Below are 16,951 nucleotides of genomic sequence, written 5' to 3' on the forward strand. Positions count from 1 at the left end.
CCTTATTCCTTCCCGTTAATCTTCGTATATTACAAAATTAGTTATTTTGAAACTAAAATGATCAAAAAAGGAAGGGGATTCCCTTCCTTCACAATAATTAATGAATTTCAAATGTTTCGCTTATTTCAACAGAATCAACGACTGTTTGAGCCATCGGACAATTTTTGCTTGCTAAATCTACCGCTTTCTCTACTTTTTTCTCTGATAATCCTTCCCCTTTAATAATATAATGAAGTTTAATGTGTGTTAAACGATTCGCTCGTTTTGGATCACGAGTCACATCCGCTTCTACTTGTATATCATTCACAGTCATTCGTTGTTTCTCCATGACCTTCCTTAAGACGGAACCACTGCATACAGCTATAGAACTTACCATCAATTGAAAAGGACGAAATCCTTTTTGTTCGTTTCCAGAAACGACGAGTTTCCCAAAATCAAACTCGGTTTCAAAAGCATCTTCCGTATAATGAAATTTCATAAAATATCTTCCTTTCCATTCGTTTTTCGTTCTTTCATTCTAATCATCTTTCATTCGTTCGTCACGCAAAAAGACTTCATCAGCTTGCAAAGATAAAAAAACCGATTACAATTGAGATTGGTGAGTTTTATACCTAATTCCCCTATTTAAGGAGCGTATAACAAATGACCGATTCAATGAATGAATATTCACAAAATAATCCAGTTTATCGCTATTGGGTTTTAGTTGGGATGGTTCTCATCGCCGGTTTCTCCCAAGGAATGCTTCTTCCTGTATTAGCTGTCATGCTTGAAGGATCAGGGGTGTCATCATCAGCAAACGGATTAAATGCAGCAGCGTTATACATAGGAATCATATTAATATCTCCATTTATTGAAAAACCAGTGAGAAAGTATGGTTATAAACCCATCATCATCATCGGTCTCGTTATGGTCTGTGTTTCACTGATGCTTTTCCCATTATGGCAAGCATTTTGGTTTTGGTTTGCCCTTAGGCTCGTTGTTGGAATTGCCGATAACTTAATTCACTTCTCCACTCAAGTTTGGATTAGTACAACGAGCACTCCAGAAAAACGAGGACGCCAGCTATCACTTTATGGCTTGGCTTTTGGCATGGGGTTTGGACTTGGTCCCATGATGACAAGACTTCTAGAAATCAATGATTATTTACCTTTTGTTGTTGCTTCATCAGCAAGTGTTGTCGCATGGGTTTTCATGCTATTTTTAAAAAATGAATGGCCTGCTAGCGACTTTGAGACTGCTTCCCAAATGAATACTTTCACCCGATACAAAAAAGTGCTAAAACTAGCATGGTTTGCATTATTACCTGGGTTTTGCTTTGGATATTTAGAAGCATCTCTCCATGGAAACTTCCCAGTTTATGCACTTAGAATGGGGATTGACATTCAATTTGTCACTATGCTTCTGTTACCTAGCTTTGTTTTTGGCAGTCTCATCACTCAGTTACCACTTGGCATTTTAAGCGATAAATTAGGAAGAAGTCGTGTACTTTTAGGAATCATTTCATTAGGACTTGTCGCCTTTTTAAGCATGTCCTTTATCGAACATATTTCGTGGTTACTTCTAACGTTATTTATTCTATCAGGAATGTTATTAGGTTCTCTCTTTTCTCTCGGTATTGCCTATTTGGCCGACCTCGTTCCAGCCAATCTATTACCCACTGGAAACGTCATGACAGCCGTGCTATTTGCAGTTGGAAGTATGACTGGACCAATTGTAGGTGGTTTTCTTATTGAAATCATCGGCCAAGGTGCCATCTATTACTCTATTAGTGCCATGCTGACTGTCATGCTTGCTGCTGGTATCATATTTCAAATCCAGCTTAAAAAACAAGGCAGAGAAGAATACCAGGCTGCTTAATCGCTCCGAGTTTTCACTCAATACGTGAAATAACCCATGATGGCTGTTTTGTCATCATGGGTTATTATCATCTGTTCATCCATTATGTCCTGACGATCTATGAGTGAAACACTTCTTCAAGAACTTTTGTCGTTGCAGCATTATTTAAATTCTTATTTACTGATCCAGCTGGTTTTGTACGAAGACTCGTTTCAAACGAACGAATCATTTCTGCTTCCCCAACTAAATAAACTTCTTTCCAACCACGGTCTTTTTTCAATTGCTCAACATTTCCTGCCATTTTTTTATAAAACCGATGTCGATTTTCTTCAAAACGCTGTTGAAGTTTATCGACATGACTAGCACCTGAAGCTGTCCGGTCAGAAGATGCAAGGCCCTCTTTAAACGACCAATCTTCGCTACCAGGATCAAACTGGTATGTTCTTTCATCATTCACTTCACCAAGAGAAGTATCGATTACTTTCACCTCGTCTTGATTCGGTAAAATAACTCCTGCACGAGGGTATTTTTCATGAAGTTCATTTAATTGATCTAGGACTGGACTTGCCTCCCAATGAAAGCTTGTCTCAACAGGAACTTGTAAATAGTGAACAGACCAAAGATCTTCATGTTCAGATGCGAATATAATAACACCTTTTTGTAATGCTGTTCTATTTTGTTGAATTTCATTATCTACTTTCTTTTTCAACTTTTTATAACTTTTCAGCTCTGACTCATCACTTGAGGCATCTAAATATTCTTGAATGCGATTTAAACCATTTTTCAAGCGAATTTTCCACTCCCCTTTTTGCTGATCTTGATCAGCAGGGTCCGTATTTAAATAAATAGATAAAACACATTTACTTTCTGCACATGTGAAATCCTTTAAATTTTGTAGTTCATTTTCTAATGCCATACGTTGTCATTCCTCCTTGAAAATTGCCTTATAAAACTGTAACCGATTTTCCTTTTACTAAAACATATGTTTTTATATCTGGCCAAAAAAAACACCTACCATGTGAAAAAAGGTAGGTGTCATTTTAGTTTTATTCGATTCGCTCTGGCTCATTCTCCACTGAAGATGAGTCAACCTCTAGTACGTTTTCCGACTGAAGCTTATTTTTCAATCCTTTTAATTCTTCCGTTGAGTCCTGAAGAGCGTCTAATAAGTCAAATACATGTGTTTTCATGTTCTGAGACGTTGCCATCAATTTCTCAATATCCTCTGAAGCAGATTCCACGACGGATGATATCTTATCACTTGATTGACGGATTTGATCCACCACTGTATCGCGGTTTTCATTAATTACTCTAACCCAATGCTTCGTTTGATTGGACGTATTGTTGACAAATCCAACAACTTGATCTCTTTTTTCTTTGTTAGATGCTACATAAATGGAGCCGGCAATAATACTTAAAATAGACCCACCTATAACCCATTGCTTTGTTCGTTTTTCCATAATCCGTTCCTCCATTCGAAAGATGATTTCGATACTCTTAGTTACATCTTACCAATAAAGTGAAATCGCAAACAAATATTTTTCGAAAATAAAGTGAAATTAACCGATAAATTGACATTTCACCCTCATTTTCGACACTAGGTTTTTTGATAATATACAGCATTTCCTTCTTTGTAACTACTGACTTCTCCCTGTTCTTCTAACATATCTATATGTCCAAGTGTTTCTGAAAAAGTTAGCGCAGTTTGTTTTTCATATATCTTCGGATATAGCTGTTTACTCAATTGAAAAACTTGAAAAGGGTCATTGCCCATTTTCCTTTTAAATACTTGCGCTTTTTCTTCCATTGCCCGTAATCGCTTTTCAATTAATTCTTTTGGTTTGTCGATCGCATCTCCATGACCTGAATAAATCATCCTAGCACCTTTACACTTCTCGAGTGCATCTCTGTATTGAAGTAACGTTTTAGGGCGTTTTTGTTCATTCCAATAAGGGGCTTCAACAATCGCGTTCGATGAGATATGGGCAATCAAGTGATCCCCAGCAATCATCGTACTATTTTTTTCGTGTAACAGAGAAATATGACTTTGCGCATGTCCTGGGGTCTCCAGAACCGTCCAGCCAGGTATGCCTTCTATAGAGTCATTTTCTATTAATTCCGTATCCAACGATGCTCTCTCTGTATAAGCCATATAATAACGATTTATACGATCCATTTCTTCTATCCATTGTTCTGGAACTCCATTTTCTTTATAAAAGCGTCGAAAATATGCACGTGTATTTGTTAGAAATTTTTCATCCTTTTCTAGCCATGGTTTTAATTTCGGATGACCAACAACTTTAGCATTCGGGAGGAACTTTTGGACAAGGCCAATATGATCAGGATGATGATGTGTCAAAACAACAAGTTCAATATCATTCAATGAAAGATTAAGTTCTGCCAACTGTCGTTTCATTTGGTAAAGTGCTTCATCGGTTAATGGGCCTGTATCCACTAGAGTCAGGGCGTCACCAAATATTAAATACGTATTAATAGGACCAACTAAAAAAGGTGTAGGTAATGTAATTTGGTATATTTCTTTTGAGCGTTTTTTCAACGATGTAGTCATTTTCTCTTATTCTCCTCCTTTAATTAAAAGTAATTTTAAGTTATCAACATTGGTGTGGATAAATTTCAAACTGGACGTTTACCCACAGTGAACTTATCCACACTTTGTAGATAACTTGTTTATAACCCTGCTTAATAGAAATACACCTGTGGAAAAACCTGTTAGTATTGTTGAAAACTTTTTCTTTGTAATCTTTCTTGTTAGTAAAGTTCGCAAAATTGTAACACGTTTCACATGCGTAACATACGTAAATCATTTAAGATGAAGTTGTAAGAAAATTTAGATTAAAAGGATGATCACATATGAGAAAACGTTTCCATAAAAGTTTTGAAGAATTAGTGAAAGAAAATAAACAAGCAATCATGCAAGATCAAAAAGCAATTATTCAAATCGAGAAAAAGATCGATCAAAAACATGAAAACAATAATCTTCAAAAAGCTTAAATTGAAAGCGCTATAGAAAGTTGATTGTCACTTATACTAACATTAACCGTATTAGATGAATAAAAGCTGAACCTAACTTATAGACAACAGGTCCAGCTTTTTTTACGTTTTGCTTCTACTGGTACTTTTTAATCAGTGCTTGTAATTTCAAAGCATGGCCTAAATCTCCGTGAACCTTTAACTTCCCGCTCATGTATGCCATAGTAGGATTTAAATCATCATGTGCTAGTTTCTCAAAATTTTTATCACTCATCTCTAGTTTTAAACGGGAATCCCACTCCGTGCCAATGCTATATAAGGCCTGATTATTTTCTACTTTTAATTGATAAGTCCCCTCGTCTTCTCCAGACAAATGAAACTCATAGACATAGCTGATTCCCTCTAAGTGACTTGGATCTTCATTCATTTTCGTTGTTAATTCTTCAAACGTATTTTTTATCGACATCATCTACACTCCTCTTAAAATGATTGAATGTTCATTCATTTTTTATTATACAATAAATACTCAACTTTTGTCTTCCTTTCATCCAGCATAAATCTGATCAGTCGTACTATATCTCCTGTTGCATTCTCTTCGTCCTCGACACTACAAAGCGAACTGCACGAAACACAAAAAATGCCTCATTTCATGTAGAGGCATTTTTTAATTCACTAGTTTCTTGAGTCATCTGATTTACAATTTGTATCCTACATACTTCAGCAAGCTGAGAGCTATCCATATCCTCCTGTTGATGAACACGAATCGGTTCTGAAATTGTTACGTGTACATCTCCTGGAGTAATTTTATTTTTATTAGCTTCCATCATTTGATAAGAGCCTTGAATTGTCACAGGGAGAATAGTCACATTCGACTTTGTAGCTAATTTGAAACTTCCGGTTTTAAAATCAGCGACTGGACCTCCTTTGCTTCTCGTACCTTCTGGAAAAATGACTAAGTTTGTTCCATTTTTTAAAGCCTTTGCGCCTAAAATAATCGATTTTACGGCTTGCCTACGATCTTGGCGATCCATAAAAATACATCCCATATGTTCCATCCACGTACCAATCATCGGTATTTTTTTCACTTCAATTTTGGAAATAAATCCAATTTTAAGATCGAGAAATCCTAAAAGAATCGGAATATCAAAATTCCCCTGATGATTACTCACAATAAGTACTGGCTCATCTTTTGGAATGTGCTCTTCGCCTTTAATATGGATTTTCCCTCCGGCTAACTTCACCAATCTTCTTGCCCAATTTTGAGAAACTTTTTGTATATACTGATCAAATTCCTCTGTCTTCCCGCTATTTTTCAACCTTTTTGCTTTTAATAATCCAGGAGATATAACAAGCAAATAAACAGAAAAATAAATAAACCAAATTACTGTTCTAATCATTATTCATCATCCAATCTTATTTAGAAATCCTATCGATTTAAGCTTATTCTATTATAGCAAACTAAAGGAATTTTTAGGGCAAAAAAATAGCAGCGACACGCTAATGTCGATACTATTTTCAGAGAAAAGCATGAAATTATCATCTCTTTATTTATACGATGATCAACATCCATAAATAAAGTCCTGTTAGCGTGATAAATAAAACAGGAATCGTTATGACAATACCTACCTTGAAGTAATATCCCCACGAAATTCTAACGCCTTTTAATGCTAATACGTGTAACCATAATAATGTTGCTAAAGAACCAATTGGCGTAATTTTTGGTCCTAAGTCAGAACCAATCACGTTGGCATAAATAAATGCGTCTTTCATCGGTCCAACCAAATTTGCATCATTAATTGCAAGAGCGTTGATCATAACTGTTGGCATATTGTTCATAAGGGAAGACAAAATAGCTGCAATGAAGCCCATAGAAAGTGTTCCAACAAACATTCCACCGTTTGCTGATTTCTCCAATACGCCAACTAAGACATCTGTTAACCCCACGTTTCTTAACCCAAAAACAACGACGTACATTCCGATAGAAAATACAACAATTGCCCAAGGAGCACCTTTCATGACTTGCCCCGTATTTACTGCTGGACTCCTTCGAGCCATTAACAAAAAGAAAATTGCGATGGTCATCGCTACAAACGAAACAGGAAACGTCATTTGCTCACCTGAAATTGGTCCAGTAATATATATAAATTCACTAACAAAGTATCCAATGAGCAACAAACTTAAGACGAACCATGACATACGGAACATTTTATGATCCTTGATCGCTTCTTTCGGAACTCTTAACATAGACATATCATACGTTTTAGGAATATCTTTTCTAAAATAAAAATAGAGAACAAAAATACTAGCAGCTAAAGAAAACATATTAGGTACGATCATGTACGTTGCGTATTCAATAAATCCAATTCCAAAAAAGTCGGCTGATACGATGTTCACTAAGTTACTGACAATCAAAGGTAACGAGGTAGAATCAGCAATAAATCCACTTGCCATAATAAAAGGTAAAATCATCGCATCTTTGAATTTCAGTGCACGTACCATTGCTAAAACAATTGGAGTAAGAATAAGCGCTGCCCCGTCATTTGCAAATAAGGCTGCTACAACAGCTCCTAATAACGAAACGAAAACAAACATTTTCACTCCGTTCCCTTTGGCAACTTTCGCCATATGTAAAGCCGCCCATTCAAAAAATCCTATTTCATCGAGAATTAAGGAAATAATTATGATACCAATGAATGTTAAAGTAGCATTCCAAACAATACCCGTTACTTCCCCAACATCTTGAAAATTAACAACTCCAACTGTTAATGCTAACACTGCCCCTATTGTCGCTGACCACCCAATCGATAAGCCCTTCGGTTGCCAAATGACTAATACTAATGTAAATATAAAAATTGCTGAGGCTAATAAAACAGACGTCATGATATTCCTCCTGTGTACTTTTGTTATAAAATCGTGATGACTTTCTATTTTCACAAAAATATAAAACGCCTCATGCCTATCTCTAGAGGCGTTTCAGATGTCTTACAATGATAAGTAAATAGAAGACTCTGCTTAATATACCATCATTTTTAATTTTTCCAAGCCGATGACTTGATCTGCTTGCCAAGGGACAATAACTGTTTGTGGTGATAATTCATCTTTTACTTTTTCAATCCACTGCTGCTCTGAAAATGATCTACCTTTCAAAACTGGATCCCTCGTTTCTGTTGCTTGGAAACTTTGATTTATAATCCACCATGCTGGTTCGATACCAGCTCGACGAAGGTCATCTTGCAGACGACTTGCTTCAAATACTGGCGTTGCTTCTGGCAATGTAACTAATGACACAAACGTTTGATTTGGATCCCTCAACCTCGGAAGAAGCTTTCTGACTGACTCAGGCATATCTCCAGCTGTTCTCTCTACTTCACGGTGATAAGACTCAGCTGCATCTAGTAGTAATAGTGTGTGACCTGTAGGAGCCGTGTCAATAACTACAAAAGCTCCTTCTGCTTTTTCTACAACTTCTGCAAATGCACGAAAAACAGCAATCTCTTCTGTACAAGGGGACTCTAAATCTTCTTTAATAAAGGCTAATTCATCTTCGGTTAAATCATTGCTTACATTTTCAAGTACTTGTTTTTTATAATTTTCGACCTCTGTTTTTGGGTCCACTTTACTAACATTTAATGTTCCCTCAAAAGACTCATTATTCAAAACGTGAGTTAAATGGGCAGCAGGATCAGTTGTTGTCAAATGAACATCATGACCTCGCTCAGCCAATCCAACAGCAACTGCAGCTGCCATTGTTGTTTTTCCGACGCCTCCTTTGCCCATTGTCATAAACACACCATGTCCTCTCGGTTCAAGGTCATCAACAATCGCTTTAATGGAAGGAAGGTCATTGGCTGCTTTAGTTGTTTCTAACTCCTCTACGAATTCTACTTTTTCTTGAAAGAACTTTCTTAATGCATCAAGTCCAGTTAAGTTAAACGGAACTAACGGTAGAAAGTAAGTATCTGTATCTTTCATTCCCATTGGAATAGAATCTAGTGCTTGTTGTTGTTTTTCCTCTAATTTAACCGCTACTTCATCATCTGATTGACGATCAAATACACCATTTATAATTAACGCTTGATTTTTTATACCAATATCCGCTAATTCTTTCCCTGCTCGGTCTGCTTCTTCAAGGGAAGAAGAGTCTGGTCTTGACACTAACACAAGCACAGTTTCATCACCGTTCGATAATGCCTCAACTGTTTTTGCATACAAACCTTTCTTTTCTTCTAATCCAGCTAGAGGTCCTAAACAAGATGCCCCATTTTCATTATCATCTAAGAAGTCGCTCCATGCTGTTGGTAGCTGTAATAGTCGCAACGTATGACCTGTAGGGGCTGTATCAAATATAATATGATCAAATTGATCCGTTGCTTCTCTATTAGCTAATAAGTTTGTAAATTCATCAAAGGCAGCAATCTCAACCGTACAAGCACCAGATAGCTGTTCTTCCATGTTTCTCAACGCTGATTCTGGTAATTTCCCGCGGTATGGCCCGATCATTTTTTCACGATATTGGTAAGCTGCTTCTTCTGGATCTAAATTTGCTGCATATAGATTAGGGACAGCGTCAATTTTAGACGGTTCATTTTTTAATTCCATCCCAAATACGTCTTGCAAATTGGAAGCTGGGTCCGTACTGACAATCAGTACTTTTTTCCCTTGATCAGCTAATGCAACAGCTGTAGCACACGCTGTTGACGTTTTCCCTACGCCACCTTTGCCTGTAAAAAATAAATGTCTCGTAGTTGAAATATCGTTTGGTTGCAATCTTTTCATAAGAAGCGCTCCTTTTCTAAGACCTTTTATTTTGATGTTAAACCTATTGTCTTTTTAGGAAGATTAACTGTCAAATCTTCTTCATTAAATCTCAGCCATTCAGCAAATTCACTTAACGTTGGATATCGTCCGTTTAAAATTAATCGCCCATCAACTACAATAGCTGGCAATCCTTCTGGGCCTTCTTTTTCTAATAGTTCAGTCACACCTTTATGCTCTGTAAAGTATTCTGCTTCTTGAGCTAGATTGTACCTTGAAACATCATATCCTTCATTCACCAACTTCATAATGGTTCTGGAGATTCTTGTTAACTCAGGATCGACACTAGGTCCACATACCCCTGTGGCGCAGCATAATGCCGGATCAAATATTTCTATTTTTGTACTCATCATTAACATCCTTTCGTCCCTTTATATTTTCGTTATGTTATTGTTACGTGTTGATGTTGAATAATCTCTTTGGCCGTACTAAAGTCTCACTGTTTTAAAATCAATAATTAGTTTTCATTTAGCTATATTTTATTAACAGCCTTGATTTAATCCCTCTAAGACAAGACTTTCTCCTTGGGGTGTTTGCTGGTAATCAATTGTAACGTTTTCTAAATCCTTATAAATGGACTTTTCAAATGCCACTTTGATTTGATTTATATCTTCAACTATATCTTCTTCATTAGGGTCATCCATCGCTAATCCAACACTGGGACCGCAGCATCCTCCTCCATTACTAAATATTTTAATATTCTCCGCATCATTTTCTTTTAACATTACTAACAAAAAATTCTTTGCTTCATCTGTTATAAACATTATTCACACTCTCCTTAATCGATTCTCTATATAATAAATCAATTATATAACAGGAACTTTATATAATCAATGCGTTATATAAGTTTTATTTAACTACTTTGTGAAGGTCTTGACACATGTTTGCTTTTATTAGTTAATGATAATCGAATAAATATCTTAATTCTTACATAAAACGATCCTACAAATAAGAACTAAGTTTCTGTAGTATTCCTTGTCAGTATGAAACACAAATAAAGCCGACTTTTCAAAGTCGGCTTTATCTTTTATTATACTGCGCTTGGTTGAATTTTCTTTTTTGTAGGTTTTTTGTCCTTCTCCTCATGAGTTGACTCACTGAGATTAAATATTTTTGTGCCTACCATATAAATAACAACAGTGGCTGCCATCGCTCCAACAAAGATCAACCATTCTGTAACCGTTGTTGAGTAAGTAGTCACTTCTCCATAAGGTTGAGATAATTGACCACCGATGACCGTGACGTATTTGTCGAAATACATGCCAAACAATACTAGGAAACTAACAGCTACTGCTACAACACTTGTTCGTTTACCAATAATCATCAGTAGTGGAATGATGAGCCCTAATGCTAATGCTCCGCCCCAATACATCAATGCATATTCACCGTTAAATATCAGCGCGAAATCAGGTGTTCCAGTATAGAACATTGTTATAAGACGCCATGCGTTAAACCCGAGAGCTACTGCAATCAAAATACCCATCAATTTAGATAACCCTATTAATGCTGCATCGACTTTCTCAGGTAACTTCTTGTTACTTAGTTTGTACGTGAAATAAGTAAAGATAGTTAAACAAGCAATTCCTGTCAACAATGCAGATAATACGAAAAATACACTTGTTGCTCCGCCAAACCATAATGGTCTCTGAACAACTACTGCAAAGATTCCACCAAGAATACTTGTAGCTGCAACCGCTCCAGCAAGTGTCATATATGATGCATAATGCATCACTTTCTCATTTTTCGTGTGCATTGCTATAAATTCAACTAATAGTAAAACAACGTAAACACCATACGTTGCTCCCATCCACCACATTGGAGCTTGTAAATTTGGTGATGTAATAAATAGGTATGCTCGATCTAAACGCCCTAAATCCATTGCTAATACTAATAGTCCTGGAATAAGGACTGCTAAAGCCAGATAGATTGCTCTTTTCCCAAGAAAGTCAAACTTTTTAAATCCTAACACGTGGGAAGCAGATGCAATCATACACATTCCACTTGCCATTAAAGCTAGAAATACGTAGGCAACAATTAATAAGTTCCATGGGACTTGATCAGTTGACCCAAACACTACTTGCCCTTGCACAAGAGTATTCCCCATTCCAAAAATACCTGCTGCTACAATTGCTAGCAAAATGACCATTGCAATTAAACTTTTCCCTTGCCATTTCATAGCCATGTAAACTCCCTCCTTTGAATCATCCCTTACCAATCGGACAGTAACGAACGTCTTCTCGATTCTTTTATTTCACAGTCTTCACATAAATTATTCTTTACATTTTTTTTATCTCCACATGTTGGACATTTATCTTGTTCAACAATTTGTAAAGTATGGTTTTCCAGTATCTCCGCTAAATGTTTAATTGGTTTCTTTTCAATAAAGTCGCATACCTTTTCGCAAATATCACAGTCGACACACTGTTCCGTGTAAAATTGCAACGATGACGTATTTTCAGCTTCTACGACTTGCAAAGCACCTGTCGGACATATACTCGAACATTTTTGGCAAACGGTGCACTCCTTACTCACTTTAAGTTTTGCTACTTGAAGTTTGGTTGATAATAGCTCACTTTTATCTAGATGAAGGCTTTCTTTGTTTTTTTGAAGATAGGTCATTAAATATTTCCGTTTCTCTGTCTGACCAATTTTTTCTTTTAAATTTGACACTTCTTTATATGAATCCAAGAACAAATCGGCTATTTGCCCTTTCGTTTCATTGGAAGACATTTTAAATAATTCTCTTCGATTGTAAGTGCGAGTTCTACCTGTCTTTTGTTCTAGTTGATTTATGACAGGAACCTTATCTTTCAAGATAGACTGGCGATTCCAATCTTCGAGCCATTTCAATCCTGTATTTGGACTCCAGTTAACTTCACATGTTTTACAAACTTGAGAATCACAAAATACTTCACTTCGTTTATCATATAGTTCACTAGTCATTAGATACTCAGGTGTTAAAGCACTTAAGCAAGGAAATGCTACGTCATGACCTTGTTTTGATTTTTGCTTTTCACATGTGAATGTTACTGCATCTTTCTGTGAAATTCGGCTTTCATATTTGTTCATCATTTCAGACTCATAGTATAGTGCATCTGTCGGGCAGGCGTGTGTGCACTGGCCACAGCTTGTGCAAAGATCTTTATCTAAGTGAATCTTTCCATCTTTCATTGACAAAGCTTCACTTTGACAAGCAACCACACATTTATCACAGTTACTATGTTTATATCTTTCTCTTAAACACTTTTTTTCATTAAATCTTAACGATGCTCTTTCCTTAACCCTTTGAAATAAAAACCTTTGCCACACACGCTCACCCCCTTTGAATAATAAAATTATAATCTTAACATCAACATGTTACTGCATTGATTCTACTTTTAAATTTTCCATTTCTAGTTTGAATATTTCTCTCGTAAGAATCGAAAGTTTCTTGTAATAATTATGGGTTGCATGCTCTTCTAAACGATCTGTAAACTGGAAAATCCAACGTCCTAAATGATTATTAATAAATTCTTTAATTAAAACTAAATAATTCAATTCATTCGTATCAATATACATGTAGTACAAATAATAGATAAATTCCAGCTCGACAGCTATATGATCTGCTGGTTCATGAAAATCAGCAGTCTTTTCGATCCCTGCTTTTTCATACAACCTTTCAACCTGCCTTGTCGACTGACCTTGAATTTGTCTAGCTTCTTCTAAATAAACAGACCCGTAAGGCGGTGCTAACACATCAAATGGTCCAACAAATAGTTTTGAATAATCGATCAATATGGATTGATTTTTTTTCAAATCTTCTTTTCCAAAGATTTTTTTGACTTTCTCTCCTTCTTTATGAAGCTCTGGAAAAATTGCTTCAATTGCTTCTAAAAATGGCGGGAAAAGATCTTCATGATCTTGCTCTGGTTTCTTGTATAACTCACTTAAGACTTTAAAAATATTTGCTTTATAATGAAATTCCCCTAAAGTATGTTGTTCCAATGTTGTCACACCCCTTGATCATCGTGTATTTATTTAAAAGCTTCGAGTATAAAATACTTTTGGTTTTGTGCCTAATTCATCTTTTAATGTTTTATGTTCTAGTTGAAGAAATTGATGAATTTTATCATCTGGATCATTTAAATCTCCCACATACATTGCTTCTGATGGACAACGCTCTACACAATAAGGTTGCTCATCTCTTGCTAGGCGGTGATCACAAAGTTGGCACTTTTCGACAATACCACGATAACGAATCGCTTCGTAATTATAATCACGCTCAGGATTATAATAAGGAACTTCTGTACCAACCTTATCTTTAATCTCTTTTGGTGTAGCTGATAATTCACTCCATGCTTCTTGCTGATTCCAATATTCATGTGGATTGTTTTTGTTATAAGAGATCACCCCGTAAGGGCATGATGCCATACATGCTTTACAACCAATACACTTATCAGCATCGTGTAAAGTCAATCCGTTTTCGTCTTTATACATAGCCGTCACCGGACACGCTTTGATACATGGAGCGTTGTCACAGTGATTACATAACGTTGGCATAAACTCGTATTTCACATTTGGAAATGTTCCTGTTTCATTTGAGATAAAGTGCATCCAGTTCATGCCTGTATCTGTATTATTCTCATTTTTGCATGTAACTGAACAACCGGCACAACCAATACATTTTTGTAAGTCAATTGTCATTGCATAATTTTTTTTAGCCATGATACGTCACCTCCGCACTTCTATTTTTATACTTTCTCTACTCTAACTCTCGTTTGTCCACCATGCCTTGCTCCGCTTCCACTCATCGCTTCATGCACAGGTGCTAAGATCGTATTATTATTTCCACCTCGTGCTATTTGTTTTTTCTTATCAAGTGATGCAATATGACCGTATGCCCAGTGACCTTGACCGAAACATTTCGTCACAACTCCTGGTCGGGTTCCTTCCCAGAGCTTCGCTTTCACCGTAATACTCCCCGTTGGTGTTGTTAATTTCACTTCATCGCCATTTTTGATACCTAATTCTTTTGCATCAATTGGATTTAATTTTGCTACATCATCCCAAGCTTCATCTCCAGGATCAACATTTTTGAATTCTTGATACCAAGTGCCGTTTGCTGAACGTCCTTCTCGATTTAATTTGGAACGATGTTCTGAAAAAATGAGAGGATATTCGTTCTCATCACCAACACGATAAGCTGGCTCATAGTGTGGTACAAAAGCAAGTTCGCCTCGCTCTGTTTGCAGAGCTGCTTCCATGACATCATCAATCGATGCATCATGTTTATCAGCGTGTTCTTGCAATGCGACCTTCAAAGTTTCACTGTAAAACTCAAATTGACCTGTTTCTGTTCCCCAATTTCCATCCCATTTTTGACGGAAACGATAAGGAATCGAGTTCCACGTTCCAATTCTTTTTAATTCTTCCCATCCATCTATCGTATCTCCTTCTTTTTCAACGGAAGGGTCCCAAAGTGGCTGAGTGTACATTTTTGTTGCTATTTCATTAAATTCCTCCCCATTTTCAGGATGTTTACCTGTTTCTGGATCGGCGAATTCATTTCTAAAATAATCAATTAAGTTAGAGAAGCCTTTCTTTTCCAACGCTTCTCCTAGCATCCAAGGAATTTCGGTTTCATCAATTTTAATATCAAATGGCGAATCTATAATTTTATTTTGCATATGAAGATGTGTATGCAAGTTACCGTTACTTCCTCGAACAGGACTAAGTCTCTCAAACTGTGAATGTGGAACCGGAAGGACAATGTCTGCAAAATGAGTCTGTTCGGCTGAATTCACTGTCAAATGAACCATAAACGGTAATTTAGCCAATGCCTCATCCCATCGATCTGTTCCTTGATTACTGAAATTAAAGTTGTTCCAATAGCTAATAACAACTTTCAAATCATATGGATCACTATTATTAATTGCATCTGCTACCGTGTTTGTCGGCTTCACCCCGCCTGACTTGCTATCTTTTAGTGCGGGTAATTCAAGTCTTCCACCGTGGTCCACTCGTTCCATACTGTTACCTTGTTCAGCAATTTCATCTATATAATTCTCGATATCAGGAAAATCATTTATTGGAACACTCTCTCCACCACAAATGACGCCACCTTCATTATCTGCTGATCCAACCAATCCGTTTAGCGCTGCTTGAGCCATTGCTGTATATCCACCACGAACTGCCATACTTGAACCTGGTGAGGAAAAAGAAATAGCTTTCGGCGCTGCACGACCAAAATCTCTAGCAACTCGGTAAATTTGCTCTTCTGGAATTCCAGATCTCTCTGCTGCCCAAGCTGGTGTTTTATCTTTCAAAGCTAAGTTCCACCACTTTACTACTCCGTGCGTTTGAATTTCTTCAAATTCTTCTTCATCAACCGTTTCGCCTTCTACGAAACGATTCACACCATCTTTAAAGTCACCTACAAAAGGCTTATACCAAAGTTCTTCAGTAAGCAAAACATGTGCAATCGCTACTGCTAATGCGCCATCTTCTCCTGGAATTACTGGCAACCATTCATCAGATTTGGCTGCAGTAGTGGAGAGTCTAGGATCAATACAAGCTAATTTCGCTCGACCTTTTAAGTCACCCCAAATACTTGCTGTATGTGGAACTTGTCGATTAGATGCAATTGGATCGCCACCCCAGAAAATTTCATAAAAGGTATTCGCATGGTCGTAATCGGCATAACCCCAATACCTTTCTGTGTAATAACGTCCAAATTTCTCTGATTCAGCACAAATTGAGCTGTGTGACACATTATTTGGAGTTCCGATAATTTTTGGTAAATTGCCATAAAGAATACCATTTAGTGCAGTGTAACGCCCACGCCACACTGAAAACTTATGTGTTTCATTGTTATCTCGTAACTCCATAATTTTATCAGCAATCGTATCCATTGCTTCTTCCCAAGAGATCGGAACAAACTGTGGATCTTCATCTCTGCCTTTATTCGGATTCGTTCTTTTCATAGGCTGTTTAACTCGATCAGGATCATATACTTGCTGTAAACCTAGATGAGATCGAACACATGAATGACCATGGTTCGCTTTTGCGTTAGGGTTACCTCTAACTTTCGTCGCTCTCCCATCAATACGATAAATCTGCACGGCGCACCATGCTGTACACCCTTGACAGACACTTGCAATCCATTCTCCCTGTTCTTTGTTTTCATTACTTGCACTTGTTTTTGTTGAGAACGCATTCAATACTGGTTTCGTCTGCGTTGCTCCAGCTGCAAATAATCCCGTTACTGCAGATGCCTTAAGAAAATTCCTTCTGTTCAGTTTCACTACATCCACCTCCAATTAATTTCCCT

At 36.8% G+C, this 16,951-nt stretch carries 17 protein-coding genes; 2 read left to right on the forward strand and 15 right to left on the reverse strand.

The window, feature by feature from the left end; all coding sequences use genetic code 11:
* Positions 1-97 precede the first annotated feature (97 nt).
* Complete coding sequence (locus QDN89_RS11065; protein ID WP_280770197.1) at positions 98-478, reverse strand: OsmC family protein; 381 nt, start codon at positions 476-478, stop codon at positions 98-100.
* A 164-nt stretch (positions 479-642) separates the two neighbouring features.
* Between QDN89_RS11065 and QDN89_RS11070 the strand changes: the two genes are divergently transcribed.
* Complete coding sequence (locus QDN89_RS11070; protein ID WP_280770198.1) at positions 643-1,857, forward strand: MFS transporter; 1,215 nt, start codon at positions 643-645, stop codon at positions 1,855-1,857.
* A gap of 97 nt (positions 1,858-1,954) precedes the next feature.
* Here the strand turns inward: QDN89_RS11070 and QDN89_RS11075 are convergent, their stop codons facing one another.
* The 3 genes from QDN89_RS11075 to QDN89_RS11085 form a co-directional block, all read right to left on the reverse strand.
* The gene (locus QDN89_RS11075) at positions 1,955-2,752 is read right to left on the reverse strand and encodes a VLRF1 family aeRF1-type release factor (RefSeq protein ID WP_280770199.1); all 798 of its coding nucleotides are present in this window, start codon (positions 2,750-2,752) and stop codon (positions 1,955-1,957) included.
* A gap of 130 nt (positions 2,753-2,882) precedes the next feature.
* Positions 2,883-3,296, reverse strand: a complete 414-nt coding sequence (locus QDN89_RS11080; protein WP_280770200.1) for a hypothetical protein — start codon at positions 3,294-3,296, stop codon at positions 2,883-2,885.
* A gap of 137 nt (positions 3,297-3,433) precedes the next feature.
* On the reverse strand, positions 3,434-4,405 hold the full coding sequence (locus tag QDN89_RS11085) for an MBL fold metallo-hydrolase (protein WP_280770201.1): 972 nt from the start codon (positions 4,403-4,405) through the stop codon (positions 3,434-3,436).
* 302 nt (positions 4,406-4,707) lie between these two features.
* Here QDN89_RS11085 and QDN89_RS11090 point away from each other — a divergent pair, with 302 nt between their 5' ends.
* Positions 4,708-4,848 carry an FbpB family small basic protein gene (locus QDN89_RS11090; protein ID WP_280770202.1) on the forward strand — a complete coding sequence of 47 codons (141 nt, stop codon included), beginning with the start codon at positions 4,708-4,710 and terminating at the stop codon, positions 4,846-4,848.
* A 115-nt stretch (positions 4,849-4,963) separates the two neighbouring features.
* On the opposite strand, the gene QDN89_RS11095 is transcribed toward QDN89_RS11090, so the two are convergent.
* The 11 genes from QDN89_RS11095 to QDN89_RS11145 form a co-directional block, all read right to left on the reverse strand.
* Positions 4,964-5,293 carry an SCP2 sterol-binding domain-containing protein gene (locus QDN89_RS11095; protein ID WP_280770203.1) on the reverse strand — a complete coding sequence of 110 codons (330 nt, stop codon included), beginning with the start codon at positions 5,291-5,293 and terminating at the stop codon, positions 4,964-4,966.
* Between the two features lie 181 nt (positions 5,294-5,474).
* A complete protein-coding gene (locus QDN89_RS11100) occupies positions 5,475-6,224 on the reverse strand; it encodes a lysophospholipid acyltransferase family protein (protein WP_280770204.1) in 750 nt (249 codons plus the stop codon).
* A 151-nt stretch (positions 6,225-6,375) separates the two neighbouring features.
* Positions 6,376-7,707 (reverse strand): arsenic transporter, encoded by a 1,332-nt coding sequence (locus QDN89_RS11105; protein ID WP_280770205.1) that lies wholly within the window; start codon positions 7,705-7,707, stop codon positions 6,376-6,378.
* A gap of 132 nt (positions 7,708-7,839) precedes the next feature.
* Complete coding sequence (arsA, locus tag QDN89_RS11110) at positions 7,840-9,603, reverse strand: arsenical pump-driving ATPase (RefSeq protein WP_280770206.1); 1,764 nt, start codon at positions 9,601-9,603, stop codon at positions 7,840-7,842.
* 26 nt (positions 9,604-9,629) lie between these two features.
* On the reverse strand, positions 9,630-9,992 hold the full coding sequence (arsD, locus tag QDN89_RS11115) for an arsenite efflux transporter metallochaperone ArsD (protein WP_280770207.1): 363 nt from the start codon (positions 9,990-9,992) through the stop codon (positions 9,630-9,632).
* A 132-nt stretch (positions 9,993-10,124) separates the two neighbouring features.
* Entirely contained in the window at positions 10,125-10,406 is a 282-nt protein-coding gene (locus tag QDN89_RS11120) for an adhesin (RefSeq protein WP_280770208.1), read from the reverse strand.
* 266 nt (positions 10,407-10,672) lie between these two features.
* Positions 10,673-11,824, reverse strand: coding sequence for an NrfD/PsrC family molybdoenzyme membrane anchor subunit (gene nrfD, locus QDN89_RS11125; RefSeq protein WP_280770209.1), 1,152 nt, complete (start codon positions 11,822-11,824; stop codon positions 10,673-10,675).
* A gap of 26 nt (positions 11,825-11,850) precedes the next feature.
* The gene (locus QDN89_RS11130) at positions 11,851-12,951 is read right to left on the reverse strand and encodes an NADH-quinone oxidoreductase subunit I (protein WP_280770210.1); all 1,101 of its coding nucleotides are present in this window, start codon (positions 12,949-12,951) and stop codon (positions 11,851-11,853) included.
* Positions 12,952-12,999: 48 nt separating this feature from the next.
* Positions 13,000-13,626: a TorD/DmsD family molecular chaperone gene (locus QDN89_RS11135; protein ID WP_280770211.1), complete on the reverse strand. Its 627-nt coding sequence runs from the start codon at positions 13,624-13,626 to the stop codon at positions 13,000-13,002.
* A 33-nt stretch (positions 13,627-13,659) separates the two neighbouring features.
* Complete coding sequence (locus tag QDN89_RS11140) at positions 13,660-14,346, reverse strand: 4Fe-4S dicluster domain-containing protein (RefSeq protein WP_280770212.1); 687 nt, start codon at positions 14,344-14,346, stop codon at positions 13,660-13,662.
* Between the two features lie 26 nt (positions 14,347-14,372).
* The gene (locus QDN89_RS11145) at positions 14,373-16,925 is read right to left on the reverse strand and encodes a molybdopterin-dependent oxidoreductase (RefSeq protein ID WP_280770213.1); all 2,553 of its coding nucleotides are present in this window, start codon (positions 16,923-16,925) and stop codon (positions 14,373-14,375) included.
* Positions 16,926-16,951 lie beyond the last annotated feature (26 nt).

The sequence above is a fragment of the Salipaludibacillus daqingensis genome, assembly GCF_029891575.1.
In the GTDB taxonomy this organism is placed as follows: Bacteria; Bacillota; Bacilli; order Bacillales; family Salisediminibacteriaceae; genus Salipaludibacillus; species Salipaludibacillus daqingensis.